General features: G+C 61.0%; 12 protein-coding genes. 7 read left to right on the top strand and 5 right to left on the bottom strand.

All coding sequences use genetic code 11. From position 1 onward, the window contains the following. Positions 1 to 391: hypothetical protein (locus AC1XOS_RS13145; protein ID WP_481962677.1), on the top strand; the 391-nt coding region annotated here is incomplete at its 5' end. Then, the gene (locus tag AC1XOS_RS13140; protein ID WP_481962676.1) at positions 388 to 1410 is read left to right on the top strand and encodes an FHA domain-containing protein; all 1023 of its coding nucleotides are present in this window, start codon (positions 388 to 390) and stop codon (positions 1408 to 1410) included. The genes AC1XOS_RS13145 and AC1XOS_RS13140, both read left to right, overlap by 4 nt. Positions 1411 to 1415: 5 nt before the next feature. On the opposite strand, the gene AC1XOS_RS13135 is transcribed toward AC1XOS_RS13140, so the two are convergent. The 3 genes from AC1XOS_RS13135 to AC1XOS_RS13125 all read right to left on the bottom strand — a co-directional run bounded on the left by AC1XOS_RS13135 (position 1416) and on the right by AC1XOS_RS13125 (position 5900). Further along, positions 1416 to 3101 (bottom strand): serine/threonine-protein kinase, encoded by a 1686-nt coding sequence (locus AC1XOS_RS13135; protein WP_481962675.1) that lies wholly within the window; start codon positions 3099 to 3101, stop codon positions 1416 to 1418. A 6-nt stretch (positions 3102 to 3107) separates the two neighbouring features. Further along, on the bottom strand, positions 3108 to 4619 hold the full coding sequence (locus tag AC1XOS_RS13130; protein ID WP_481962674.1) for a PP2C family protein-serine/threonine phosphatase: 1512 nt from the start codon (positions 4617 to 4619) through the stop codon (positions 3108 to 3110). Between the two features lie 123 nt (positions 4620 to 4742). Next, the gene (locus AC1XOS_RS13125) at positions 4743 to 5900 is read right to left on the bottom strand and encodes an FhaA domain-containing protein (protein WP_481962673.1); all 1158 of its coding nucleotides are present in this window, start codon (positions 5898 to 5900) and stop codon (positions 4743 to 4745) included. A gap of 78 nt (positions 5901 to 5978) precedes the next feature. Here AC1XOS_RS13125 and AC1XOS_RS13120 point away from each other — a divergent pair, with 78 nt between their 5' ends. The 5 genes from AC1XOS_RS13120 to AC1XOS_RS13100 all read left to right on the top strand — a co-directional run bounded on the left by AC1XOS_RS13120 (position 5979) and on the right by AC1XOS_RS13100 (position 10120). Further along, on the top strand, positions 5979 to 6986 hold the full coding sequence (locus AC1XOS_RS13120; protein WP_481962672.1) for a phosphate/phosphite/phosphonate ABC transporter substrate-binding protein: 1008 nt from the start codon (positions 5979 to 5981) through the stop codon (positions 6984 to 6986). 93 nt (positions 6987 to 7079) lie between these two features. After that, entirely contained in the window at positions 7080 to 7862 is a 783-nt protein-coding gene (gene phnC, locus AC1XOS_RS13115; protein ID WP_481962671.1) for a phosphonate ABC transporter ATP-binding protein, read from the top strand. Further along, positions 7859 to 8653 (top strand): phosphonate ABC transporter, permease protein PhnE, encoded by a 795-nt coding sequence (gene phnE / locus AC1XOS_RS13110; RefSeq protein WP_481962670.1) that lies wholly within the window; start codon positions 7859 to 7861, stop codon positions 8651 to 8653. The genes phnC and phnE (AC1XOS_RS13110) overlap by 4 nt, the downstream gene beginning before the upstream one ends. 85 nt (positions 8654 to 8738) lie before the next feature. After that, on the top strand, positions 8739 to 9485 hold the full coding sequence (gene phnE, locus AC1XOS_RS13105; RefSeq protein WP_481962669.1) for a phosphonate ABC transporter, permease protein PhnE: 747 nt from the start codon (positions 8739 to 8741) through the stop codon (positions 9483 to 9485). Positions 9486 to 9622: 137 nt separating this feature from the next. Beyond that, positions 9623 to 10120: a GNAT family N-acetyltransferase gene (locus AC1XOS_RS13100; RefSeq protein ID WP_481962668.1), complete on the top strand. Its 498-nt coding sequence runs from the start codon at positions 9623 to 9625 to the stop codon at positions 10118 to 10120. Here the strand turns inward: AC1XOS_RS13100 and AC1XOS_RS13095 are convergent. Both AC1XOS_RS13095 and AC1XOS_RS13090 read right to left on the bottom strand, forming a co-directional pair. After that, positions 10083 to 11252: a threonine synthase gene (locus AC1XOS_RS13095; RefSeq protein ID WP_481962667.1), complete on the bottom strand. Its 1170-nt coding sequence runs from the start codon at positions 11250 to 11252 to the stop codon at positions 10083 to 10085. The genes AC1XOS_RS13100 and AC1XOS_RS13095 overlap by 38 nt on opposite strands. Before the next feature lie 12 nt (positions 11253 to 11264). Further along, positions 11265 to 12755, bottom strand: coding sequence for a sulfatase family protein (locus tag AC1XOS_RS13090; RefSeq protein WP_481962666.1), 1491 nt, complete (start codon positions 12753 to 12755; stop codon positions 11265 to 11267). Positions 12756 to 12757: the final 2 nt, after the last annotated feature.

Raw genomic sequence — 12757 nt, 5'->3', positions numbered from 1 at the left:
CTTCCGCACGGCGAAAGTGATCCTCTCCTGGGACGATGGCGCGACCGGCCAGCGCGAGACCCTCACTGCCAATGCGGTTGTTGAGTTCACGGGCGATGCGAGCCGTGTGCCCACTGGCGCAGACCCCTTAGTCGCGCAAGAGCTCAGCTCCATGCAAGCGGCGCGTGATCTGGAGAAAACCATGATGGGCATGCGCACCCAGCAGCTCAACCTCGCCGATCTGACAGCTGCTCTCAATAAAACGCAGCAGATGTTCACTCAGCAAGGCAACACCGAGGCCGCCAAGACCGTCCAGATGGCCACCCAAGCCGCCCAGCGCGGCGATACCGGCGGCGCGGAGAAAACGCTGATCGGCACCATCTACAGCCTGGACTTAGGAAAACGCTCATGACCGACTACTACGCCATTCTCGGCGTCTCCCAAAGCGCCACTGAGAGCGAGATCCGCACCGCCATGCGCGAGAAAACCCCCGAGGCCCAGCAAGACCCGGACAAGTTCGCGCTCCTGATGGATGCCTTCGACACGCTCAAAGATCCCCAAAAACGCGCCGAGTACGACACCAAACGCAGCTCTTCCCCTTCCCTGGAACAGGGAAGGGGCCAGGGGATGGGTTCAGCGGCGGGTGGGGCGCTTGTTGTGGCGGGGGCGTGCCCGGTCTGCAACACCCTCGCGCCTGCCGATGAGGGCTTCTGCTCGGAGTGTGGCTACATGCTCGCCAGCCACATTGGTTCCCCCATTCCTGGGGGCGGGGGGGGCTCGCCCTTGCCCAAGCTCATTGAAGAAAGTGGTCGTGAGCTGGTGCTCCGTGTGGGCGAGAGTATCGTGGGCCGTGAGGGCGCCGATGTCGCGCTGCCGCACCCGACCATCTCCCGCCGCCATGCTCGGTTTATTGTCTCCGGCGGCAACTATGTCACTCTCGAAGACTTGGGGAGCACCAATGGCACCAAGGTCGCGGGGCAGCCGCTTCCTGCCGGGAGCCAGAAAGCCCTCACCAACGGCCAGGCGATTCAGTTTGGCTCGGTGAAGCTTACCATCCAGATTCCCAACGTCCCCCAGCCCGAGCGCCGCTCACTCGGTGCCAAAGACCCCGGACGCGCCCCGATCGCCGCCCTCAGTGGCAGTGTCAGTGGAGCAAGGCTAGAGAGCCCGTCGGGCTCACACACGCTTAAAGCCGCCGTCACGACCGTCGGTAGAAAAGCAGGCAACGACATTGTGATCTCCACCGACTCGTTTGTCTCGGGGAGCCACGCCAAGCTCGTCTTTGAGAGTGGTAGATACTCCGTGATAGACATTGGTAGCACCAACGGCACGCGGCTCAACGGGCGCAAGCTCACCGCTAACGTCCCTGAGGCGCTCGCCAGCGGCGACACGATCCAGTTCGGCCAGACCGCGTTTACGTTTAAAGTCTGAACCCATCACCGCGTATTGAAGAGTGTCAGTGCGGCCAAGAGCGCAAGAAGGATGGCCAGGGTGAGCCAGAGCCGCCAGAGGCGCTTGGCGGTGGCGGCTTGAACCAGGAGAACTCCTAGGGGCAGAAGTGCCGTCACCGCGACGGTGAGTAAGACCCCAGGGGTTTGGCTCGACTGGATTGCCTGCGCTGCAAGCACGCCGCCTGCCATGACCCCCAGCACCACCGGAAAGAGGCACAGAATCCGGGTCCAGAGCGGCTGACGAATCCCAATAGAGACGAGCAGGAGCATTGCGCCACTAACCCCGGTCAGCGCGAGCCCGTTGAGGAGCTGCCCGCCCCGCGCGCCAAACCCCGCGGCGGCAGGGGCCAGAACCAGCAAGAGCATGGGAATGAACCACCAGCGAACACTCTCCTGGCTGCTGCGTACCATCGCCTCGATCTTAATCTCCGCCGGAGGAGGGAGGGACTGTTGCGCCTGACCACCCCCCAAGGGCGCGAGCTCACTTGCCCGCTCGAAGCGAGAGAGACGCTCTTTTAAGGTGGAAAAGGGAACGGTATGCTCGGCATCCTCCGCTTCGGGGGCGGCTTCTTCAGGGCGGGCACGCTCTAGAAACTCGCGTAGCTTTCGATCCGGGCCTAGATCGGCGCGAACAGAGAGCTCCATTGCCAGCTCCGCGATATAGGGCTCCCCAATAGCGCGTAGGAACCGGGCAAAACGTCCCTCAATCAGCGCCCGCCGGGACTCATCCCAGTTCCGTGCCGCTCCTGGGAGCAGCTCATCCAGCGTCCGTGCGATCGTGCCATCGGAGAAAACAAAGCGATCTGGGAGGTCGTTAGTTGCGAGGGGAGGAGGCGGTGCCGGAGTGGGTAGGGGTGGGGTGGGTAGGGGGAGTCCGACGGTCGCACTTTTTAGCGCCTCGGCAAACTCTCGGGCGGTCTGGAAGCGATCTGCCTTGTTCTTCGCCAGCGCTTTTTCCAGAACCGAGTCCAGCGCCTCGCTGACACCTGTGGGAGGAGGGACTTCGTTCTCAACCGCCGCTTTCCAGGCAAAGGGGTTGCGCGTGTCGGAGACCGTAAAGGGACGCTTCCCCGACAGGAGCTCGTAGAGTACCACACCCACTGCCCAGAGATCCGAGCGCCAGTCCGAAGCCGCTTTTTCGGCGTAGTCTTCGGGAGCCATGTAGGGGTACGTGCCGCCGCCATCCGCTACCGATGCCGTGCCCAGTGCCTCCGCCAAGCCAAAGTCCGTCAGCTTGATCGTGGTGCCATCATCGCCGATCAGGATATTGGCGGGCTTGATGTCTTTATGGAGAATGCGGCGCTCGTGGGCAAATGCCAGGGCATCCAGCACAGCGAGGACAATCTGCGCCGCCGCCGCAGGCTCCAAAGGGCTTCCCAGACGGCCACGAAGCACCTCCGCGAGGTTCTTGCCCCGCACCAGCTCCATGTCTAAAAGAATCACGCCCTCATGTAAGTCTACGGAGTGCACTTCAATGATATGCGGGTGGCGCAGGCGATCCAGCACTTGCGCTTCGGAGAGAACTTTATCGAGCTCCGGCCCTGCAACACGAATCTCCTTGAGCGCGACATTGCGCCGCAGGAGCGTGTCCCAGGCAAGGTAGACAATCCCGGAAGCGCCATGCCCCAGGATCTCTAGCCGCTCGTACTTTCCAATCTGGCCGATGGGCATAGTGGCCTACTTAGGAGCTGCTTTCGTGCCCTTAGGAGGCGCGTTGTGGATCGCCCGGAGGGCTAAGACATGGTAGGTACCATCAATGTAGTAGATATCTCCCGTCTTGGGCTCGATACAGAGCGCTCCTGGGCGGTAGAGATTGGGAATTCGTAGCAGCTCTTTGCCCTCCCGGGAGAGCTTGAGAATAATCCCTGCATCCGAGCGCGAGATATACAGATTGCCCTGCGGGTCGTGGGCTAAGTAGCACTCATTATCGGGCGAGTCGCTATCGGCCTGCTGGGTATCGGGGACTTTGAGCTTGTCAATGACCACTTTCTCCAGCCGACCGGGCATCACGGTGACGACCTGCTCACCCGAGTTGCGCTGGAAGGCCACTTCCCCTTCCACCCCAAGAGAGAGCTGTGTCCGGCGGGCAAGGGGCGAGTCCACGATACGCTTAGGAGTCGTGTCGTAGGTGAGCCTTGTGTAGTCTTGGAGCCGTCCTCCCACAGCGACATCATCGGGCACAGGGGGTCTACCAAGTCGCTCCCCAAGGCTGGTGCGCAGTGCCGGAGAAAAAGCCAGCAAGAGCATTCCTAGAAACGCGAGTGCTCCTAGGATCGTGAGCATGAGCATTATGGGGGAGGGGCCACGTTGCTTAGAGCGTCGCCGCCGCCGCTCTGGACTTCCTTCGGGGGCGGGGATACCACCACCACGCTGCTCCACGGGACGCTTTGATGCCTCTCCGGGCGCTCCGAGCTGCAACAGCAAGACCGTCGTGTTGTCGTAGCCGCCCTTGCGATTGGCGGTATCAATCAGCTCTTGAACGCGGCGCTCCAAGCCTTTTGGGGAGTCTAAAAGTGCTTCAATCTCACTATCATCGAGCATGGTGGTCAGGCCATCACTACAGATCAGAACCGTGTCGCCATGCAATAAAGTCTCCTGGCGCAGCTCAGGCTCTAGCTGGGTGTCTATCCCGATGGCGCGAGTGATCATGTTGCGAAAGCGCGATGAGCGGGCTTCCGCATCGGTCATGTTGCCGGCGCGTACTTGCTCATCCACAAAGCTGTGATCGTTGGTGAGGCGTGTGAACTTGCCTTCACGAAGCAGATAGCCACGCGAGTCTCCCGCATGCGCGAGCCAGAGCGTGTTGCGCCGCACAATCCCTGCGACCACGGTAGTTCCCATGAGCGCATTGCTTGGCGCGGGCTCACTGCCTACCGTGGGCTCGTCATCACCGGGGAGCTTGGGACGAGCTAGGCCATTGACCGCATCGTTGGCGGCTCGGAGTGCCTGGTCCAGCACGCGAGCGGGGTCGGCGGCGGGGTCGGTGAGCTTTTCCTTGAGACACTGCTCGATCACTCGCACGGACTCGTTGGCGGCGATATCGCCCGCGTGAAGCCCTCCCATGCCATCACAAACCACAAAAGCGGCGTCACAGCCAGGGACATCGAAGATGCCATAGGTATCTTCATTGCCGGAGCGGCGCATGCCTTTGTGTGTATCTGCCGCGATTTGAAGAGAGAGGGTAGCCATAATTTTTAAAGAGTTCGCTCCCGTTTCAGGGAGAAGAGTAGTGCTAGGATCGAGACCAAGAGTGAGCTTGCAAAGAGAATCCGCAGAAAGACCAGCAGCGCACTACTCATACTGTGCTTTCTTTCATACGGTGCTGCCTTGCTGGAGCTGAAGCGTGATCCCACCCATTTGAATCGTGTCGCCGGGGTAGAGAGCGACGGGGAAGTTGGCGGGAATGCGCTCGCCGTTGACCACCGTTCCCGCTTTGGAGTCTAAGTCCTCGATCTTGACGAGGCCATCGCGCACCGTCATGCGGGCATGTTGCGGCGCAATCCCCTCGCCCACCAGCACGATGTCATCGGTCAGGGCTCGCCCCAGAAGCATGCGAGATGCCAGCGTGAAGCTCTCGCCCGAGTCGCTGAGGAGCCGATAGACAGCCTGGCCGATGGGGGCACTTCCAAGATCAGGAGCAAGTGTGGCAAGCGCGGGAGTTTTTGCAAAGGGCGAGGGGACGGTTAAAAAGTCCTGTGGGATGTGCAGGCGAAGCCGCGTCTGCCCTAAAAGAATCTCATCGCCCTCCGCCAGCGGCACGCCTCGGCCCGGTGCCACGCGCTCGCCTGCCACATAGGTGCCGTTGGTGCTGCCTTCGTCGTAGAGGACAAAGCGCTTGCCTTCCCAGGTGAGCCGTGCGTGCTTCTTGGAGACCATGCCATCCTCGAGAACCAAGGTATTACCCACCTGCTTTCCCCGCCCTAGCTGCATGCCCGAAGCGGTGAGAGGGAGCTCTTGGGTGTGGCCATCGGCGCTCTGAACCGTGAGGATTGCCAGCGGCTCGCCCATGGGCTTAGGAGTGGGGGCCGGGAGAGTCCCCAAGTCCACAGGCGCAGATTCGGGAGCTACCGGGGCAACGGGGAGCGTGAGAGCCGCTTCCCATTTCGAGGTGATTTTCACGCGCTCCACGCGCTCGCCTGCTTCAACTTCCTCAAGAATCACCAGGAGAGGGCCACGAGTCTTGTAGCCGTGCTGCCCGATTTTCTCGGCAAGCGCCGCGGCAAGCTCATCGGCATCCAGAAAGGCCCGCACAAGCTGGCGCTCTTCATCATCTTCGATAGCGACGGTGATGGTGTAGACATTGGGGACAAAGATCTCCCCACTGAGCCCCTCTTTGCGTGCATCTTCCATGGTCAGAACGGCTTGTCGCAGGATATCGCGAGGTCGTAGCTCATCATCGCCCTGTCCCTTAAAGAGTTTTTCGTAGGCATCGGCAAAGCGCCGATTCAGTTTTTCGAGTACGTCCACCACGGTCTCCTTATTTCTTTCGGGTATACTATCAAGCGATATTTACTGGCATTATACCAACCCGTTTCCAGGAGAGTTCCTTTGACCCAAAATCGCCGTCGTGCTTTCATTATCGCTACAACGCTTACTCTGACCAGTTTCGCGCTACTAGGTTGCAATCCCTCTTCTCCGGGAGGTAGTGCCACCTCTTCGACTCCCGCTGTTGCCGAGGATAAAGCCCCCGATAAGCTGATCTTAGGCTTTGTGCCCTCCGTGGAGGCCGATAAAGCCGTCGCCAATGCCAAGCCTCTCGCGGATTATCTCACACAAGAGCTCGGAATCCCTGTCGGCTCGTTTGTTTCGACGGACTATGTCGGGCTGATTGAGGCGATGGCGAGCAAGAAAGTAGACATTGGCTCGCTCCCGACTCTGGGCTATGTTCTGGCAAAAGATAAAAATGCCGCCGAAGTCATCCTCAAGACGGCGCGTGAGATTCCCGCCACCAAAGAGGTCAAGACCACCTACCACTCGATGTTTATCACCCGCGCCGACTCGGGGATCAAGAGCATTGAGGAGGCCAAGGGCAAGCGCATGGCTTTCGTAGACCCCGCCTCGGCCTCGGGCAATCTCTTTCCGCGCTACTATCTGAAAAAGAAGAATATAGACCCGGATAACTTCTTTGCCCAGACCATGTTTGCGGGCGGTCATGATAGCGCGGTGCGTGCGGTCTACAACGGCCAGGTAGATGTCGCCGCCGTCTACGATGATGCGCGCAACAAAGTCGAGAAGACTCTGCCAGATGTCAAGACCAAAGTGATCAAGATCGGCGAGACCGATGAGATTCCCAACGACACGATCTCCGTGCGCTCAGGGCTCAACAAAGAGCTCGTCGCCAAGATACGAGAAGCGCTACTGAAGTACTCCAAGACCGAAGAGGGCAAGAAAACCCTGAAGGCAATCTACGAGGTCGAGGGCTTCTCCGAGGCGCAAGACTCCGACTACGACGTGGTGCGCGATGTGGCCAAGGCCATGAGTGTTCCGCTGGAGAACTACATGCCCAAGCCTAAGACCGCTGCCACCCCCTCCCCAGAAGCGGCTCCCAAAAAATGATCTCCTCCCCCCTAACCCCCGCCCGGTGGGGGGAAAATAAGGAAAATTCTTCTTTGTCCCCCCATTCGACGGGGGTTAGGGGGCTGGTTCGTCATGGCTGAGCCACTTGTGGTCTTCAAAGAAGTTGGGGTGACCTATCCCAACGGCCACCAGGCGCTTAAGAATATCTCGCTCTCGTTTGCACCGGGCGAGTTTGTGGCTGTCGTGGGGCTCTCAGGGGCGGGCAAGTCCACGCTGATCCGCTGCATCAACCGGCTTGTCACCCCGACCACGGGGAGCTTACAGGTCAATGGGGTGGAGCTCGTGGGCCTCGATGATGCCGGACTGCGGCGGGTGCGCTCGCGGGTCGGGATGATCTTCCAGAACTATAACTTAGTGCGGCGCAAGTCCGTGCTGAAGAATGTTTTAGATGGCCGCCTCGCGCACCTGCCAACCTGGAAGACCCTGCTGGGGCTCTATCCCAAAGAAGATATCGCCCTCGCGAAAGCCTCACTGGCACGCGTGGGAATCTCCGAAAAAGAGAGTGTCCGCGCTGACCAGCTCTCGGGCGGGCAGCAGCAGCGCGTCGCGATTGCCCGCGCCCTCTCGCAGCAACCGATGATCCTGCTGGCCGACGAGCCCGTGGCCTCGCTCGATCCCCCCACGGCCCACCAGGTCATGCGGGATTTACGAGAGCTGGGCCGCGAGGAGAACTTACTTACCCTCATCAACCTGCACTTTATTGACATGGCCCAAGAGTACGCCGACCGCGTGATCGGCCTGCGCGCGGGTGAATTGGTCTACGACGGCCCAGCGAAAGGCATGGAAGAGGCGGACTTCGAGCGCATCTACAACCGCAAGATCCGCCCCGACGATCTCCGAGGCGCAGTCGAGTGAGCGCCCCCCCCGCCCCCAAGATTGGTGGAGCCAGTGTTGGCTGGTTCACGGTGGCGGTTGTGGCGGGGGTGCTCTACTGGAGCGCACTGGGAACGGGCTTTAGCCTCCCCGAGCTCTCCAAGAACCTCCCCGCCATTGGGGAGTTCTTCCGCAAGCTCTTCCCCAGCGACGGCAAGCCCTGGCCCACCGATGCCCTCCCCGAGATCACCAAGCGCCTGATCGAGACGTTTCGCATTGCGATTGCAGCAAGCCTCTTTGGGGCGCTCCTCGCGCTTCCTCTCCCCTTGATCGCCTCACGGACTCTGGCGGGAAAGACGCTCTACGCGTTCGGACGCGCCGTGCTGAATCTGGTGCGCTCCGTCCCTGATCTGGTGCTGGCGACGCTTCTTGCGGCCTCGTTTGGGATTGGCCCGATGGCGGGGTTTCTGGCGCTGCTGGTCTTTAGCTTCGGGGTGGTCGGTAAGCTCCTCTGTGACAGTGTCGAGACCATTGATCCCGGCCCGATGGAGGCGATTGCGGCGGCAGGGGGGACACGGTTTCAGCAGGCGTTCTGCGCGGTTTTTCCGCAAGTCGGGCCCGATTTTCTCGCCTACACACTCTACTCCTTTGAGATCAATGTTCGTGCGGCATCGGTGCTGGGCGTGGTGGGGGCAGGGGGAATCGGAATGGTCTTGCAGTCGTCGCTCTCGCTCATGAACTACACGCGGGTCGGACTCATTATCTTGATCACGTTTGGGGTCGTGTTTCTCATTGACTCCTTCTCCACCTGGCTCCGAGGGCGGCTGGTATGACTTCCCTCCTAACCCCCGTGAAACGGGGGGACAAAAAAGAACTTTCCTTATTTTCCCCCCGTTTCACGGGGGTTAGGGGGGATATATGAGAGCCTGGCGGGTTTTCTACACACTTCTGGTCGTGGGGCTGGTGGGCTGGTCGCTGGGCGGCATCCAGAACTCCGCGCCGCCCAACACCAAAGAGATCGGGGAGATCATCCGACAGATGTTCTTCCCGCCCAAGCTCAGCTACTTTCCTGATGTGCTGAAAGGGATTCGGGAGAGCATCCAGATCGCGGCACTGGGAACGGCGATTGCCGCGGTGCTGGCTCTGCCTTTTGGTGTCTTAGCCGCACGCAACCTAGCCCGGCTGGCGGCGCTTCCGTTTGTGGGCAAGCTCCTGCTCAACGCCATCCGCACCTTCCCTGAGATACTGCTCGCCATTGCCTTTATCAAGTCCGTGGGGCCGGGGCCGTTTGCGGGCGTCCTAGCGATTGCGATCCACTCCATTGGCATGATCGGCAAGCTCTACGCCGAGCGCATCGAGACAGTGGACAAAGGTGCTCTTGAAGCGCTCGCGGCCACGGGGGCCTCGCCACTGGAGATTTTTCGCAATGGCATCGTCCCCGAGGTGCTCCCGGACTTTCTCTCGTTTGCGCTGTATCGTTTTGACCTCAATGTCCGCTCAGCCTCCGTGCTAGGACTGGTCGGTGCCGGTGGCGTGGGCACCTTGCTCCAGATCCAGCGCCTCGGAGGAAACTGGCCCGAGATCGGGATGATCGTCATTGCCATCGTCACCACGGTCTTGCTCGTGGACTTCTTCAGCGCTAAGCTCCGCGCCAAGCTCGCCTAGCCCGTGACCGGCACCCTGCTCCGCGCGGAGTAGAAAGGTAAAAAGTGCCTGGAACCACGAGGGTTCTGGCTTGAGAGGTACTTGTTCTCAGGGATTCAGCGTCACGGTTTTTGCAAGAGGTATAATGCAGCAAAGATATGCTAATTCGCCTCTACCTGCCTGAGGATCTGCTGCGCTTGCAGGAGATCACAGCGCTGACCTTTGGGCCGGTCTCGATAGATCGCAACATGGAGCAGCTTCTTGGGGAGTTTGGGCCGTCGGGATGGGAGGCGCGTAAGCTGGTGGCGATTGCGCTGGACTGTGAGCTCCAGCCCGACGGTGTTTTTGTGGCGGTGGACAGCGCAGACCGGCCCATCGGCTACGTCACAACGCGGCTTCAGCCTGCAAGTGGCATCGGATGGATTCCGAATCTCGCCGTAGACCCGGCATGTCAGGGCCAAGGAATCGGGCGTGCCTTGCTGGAGCGTGCGCTGGAGTTCTTTCGGGAGCGCGGCATGGAGGTCGCCAAGATCGAGACTCTGGAGCAGAACCCCATTGGGCAGCATCTCTATCCCAGCCTGGGGTTTCAGGAAGTCGCCCGTCAAGTCCACTACGCACTCAAGCTGTTGCCAGCGCCCACGCCTCCAGATACTTAAGCCCACTGCCGGTGTTAAAGAGCACCACGCGCTCGTCTTTCTGCACCAGGTTTGTCTCCAGGAGCTTCTGGAGCGCGGCGAGTGTGGCAGCGCCTTCCGGGGCGCAAAAGAGGCCCGTGAGGGCGCAGAACTGCCGCCAGGCCGCAAACATCTCCTCTTCGGTGACCGCCAGCGCACAGCCGCCGGACTTTCGGACGGCATCGAGAATCAGAAAATCCGCGATGGCACGAGGGACCCGCAGGCCGCTGGCGCTGGTATGGGCGTTCTCCCACGGCGCGGCGTGCTCGGTGCCTTCCTCAAACGCTCTGACAATCGGGGCACAACCGGCGGCTTGCACCGAGATCATGCGCGGGCGCTGGCTCCCGATCCAGCCGAGCTGCTCCATCTCGTCGAAGGCTTTCCACATCCCAATGAGGCCCGTCCCGCCGCCCGTGGGGTAGATAATGACGTCGGGCAGGTGGCCGTCGAGCTGCTCGAAGAGCTCATAGCCCATGGTCTTCTTGCCCTCTAGGCGATACGGCTCGCGCAGGGTCGCCATGTCAAACCAGCCCAATTCTTTAATGCCGCGTTGCACATGGGCATTGGCATCGGTGATGAGGCCGTCAATGAGTGCCAAGTCAACGCCAAAGCTGCGGCACTCGGCGACAATGCTGGCGGGCGTGTCCTTGGGCATGGCGATATGCGCCTCTAGTCCCAGCGCAGCGGTGTAGGCTCCCAGCGCACTTCCCGCATTCCCCGCCGACCCAACCGCCAGGGATTTTATACCCAGCTCCGCCGCCCGCGCGACTGCCACCGCCATACCCCGTGCTTTAAACGAGCCTGTCGGGTTTACCGACTCTTCTTTGATGAGCAAGCTTGGCATTCCTAGCGCCGCGCCGAGTCGGTCGGCAGGAAAGAGCGGAGTTCCACCCTCGCCTAGATCACGCACAAACTCCGGGCTCCGCACCGGTAGCAGCGCTGCGTAGCGCCACAGCCCCGGCTTGTGCGCCAGCTCTCGTGGCGAGCGTGGTCCGCGCGACAGATCATAGCGTGCCAGCAGGGGGGCACCAACACGGCTGAGATTTTGGGGCACATCGGCATCGTAGTGCTCGCCGGTCTTGCTGCACTCAAGGTGGGTCAGGAGGCTCTTCATGCTTGGATTGTACTACGCCCCCGCAATTCGTGGGAAGCGGGTCGGCTCACGGCTAATCTCGGCCTGGAGCCACTGCTCCATGAGCTGGGCTTTCACGGTGGCGTAGCTTGGGTCGGCGAAGCGGTTGTGGAGCTCGCCGGGGTCGGTTTCTAAGTCGAAGAGCTCGCCGAAGGTCTCGCCGCGGTAGAGCGTGAGCTTGTAGCGCTCGGTGATAAACGTCCGCAGGTGGAGCTTGGTGGGCTGGTGGCGAAACTCGGTGATCACCGAGCTTCGCACTGACTCTTGCGCCCCCGTCCAGACGCCAAGCTGGCTGACGCCCTGCATCTGGCCGGGGATGGGAATCTGGCAGGCTTCGAGAAACGTCTCTGGGAGATCGATCAGGGCTTGGAGCGCGGTGGAAACTTCACCGGCGGGGATTTTTCCGGGCCAGCGGGCGAGAAATGGGAGGCGCAAGAGGTCTTCGTAGTGGAACGCGCCTTTGTACCAGAGGCCGTGCTGCCCGAGAAAGTGCCCGTGGTCGGTGGAGAAGACCACCAGCGTGTCCTCCGCCAGGCCGCGCCTGTCCAGCTCGTCTAAGATGCGCCCGATCTCGCGGTCCATCAGGCTGATCATGCCATAGTAGATCGCGAGGTCTTTCTTTTGCTGCTCCTCAGGAGTCAAGTGCGAGTGGAAGCCGTGGTTGCCGTAGCCGCTCTCCTGCCAGTGCGAGAAATCGGGTGATGCTTTCTGGGTCTCGCCAAAGTGCGGCGGGTTGTGTGTGTGCTCGCCGGGGGTGAGTGTCCCCGGTGTCATGTCGTTGGGATCGTACAGCGACGCCCAGGGCTCGGGGACGACATAGGGCGGGTGTGGGTCGGCGAAGCTGGCCCAGGCGAAGAAGGGCTTGTCATCGGCCTGCGCTTTATGAATCGCCTCGATGGTCTTGTCGGCCACAAAGACGGAGTAGTGTAGCTCCTCGGGCAAGTCCCAGGCGCCCTGCCTTGGATTAAGTTTCTCCTTGGGCGAGCCGCCGCCGGCAAAGTAGTCTTCCCAGTTCGTACAGCCCTTCTCCTCCAGCCAGAGCCCGTAGTGCTGCCCCGCCCAGGCTTCGTCGCCATGATTCCGGTTGAGCTGCACCCAGTCAAAGCCGTACCAGGGGCCGGTGAAGCCGCGCCAGAAGGTGAGATCGCGGAACTTGTCCGGCGTCTCCAAGCTCACTTGGTTTTCCTCGGAGCGCAGTGGCTGGAAGTGGGCTTTCCCCAAGAGCGCCGTGAAGTAGCCGTTTTCCCGAAAAACATCCCCGACTGTCGGAACGTCCTCACCCAGCTTGACCCCGATTGTCCAGCAGCCGTGCCAGCTGGGGTACTGTCCTGTGATCATCGTGGAGCGCGAGGGCGAGCAGACGGGATTGTTGCAGTACGCCCGCTCAAAGCGCATGCCCTCGGCGGCGAGGCGATCCAGCGCAGGAGTTTGGAGCTTTGCGTTCACGCTACCAAGGCACGAGAAATGGTGCTGGTCGCTGGTGATCA

It is taken from the genome of Armatimonas sp., assembly GCF_964826245.1.
Note: the sequence above shows the minus strand (reverse complement) of the source record. Positions and strands in the feature narration are given on the sequence as shown.

Bases quoted from the DNA above. Each gene is read 5' to 3' on its own strand.
- AC1XOS_RS13135 (WP_481962675.1), bottom strand. From the start codon at position 3,101: ATGCCCATCGGCCAGATTGGAAAGTACGAGCGGCTAGAGATCCTGGGG.
- AC1XOS_RS13100 (WP_481962668.1), top strand. From the start codon at position 9,623: ATGCTAATTCGCCTCTACCTGCCTGAGGATCTGCTGCGCTTGCAGGAG.
- AC1XOS_RS13140 (WP_481962676.1), top strand. From the start codon at position 388: ATGACCGACTACTACGCCATTCTCGGCGTCTCCCAAAGCGCCACTGAG.
- phnE (WP_481962669.1), top strand. From the start codon at position 8,739: ATGAGAGCCTGGCGGGTTTTCTACACACTTCTGGTCGTGGGGCTGGTG.
- AC1XOS_RS13095 (WP_481962667.1), bottom strand. From the start codon at position 11,252: ATGAAGAGCCTCCTGACCCACCTTGAGTGCAGCAAGACCGGCGAGCAC.
- phnC (WP_481962671.1), top strand. From the start codon at position 7,080: ATGGCTGAGCCACTTGTGGTCTTCAAAGAAGTTGGGGTGACCTATCCC.
- AC1XOS_RS13130 (WP_481962674.1), bottom strand. From the start codon at position 4,619: ATGGCTACCCTCTCTCTTCAAATCGCGGCAGATACACACAAAGGCATG.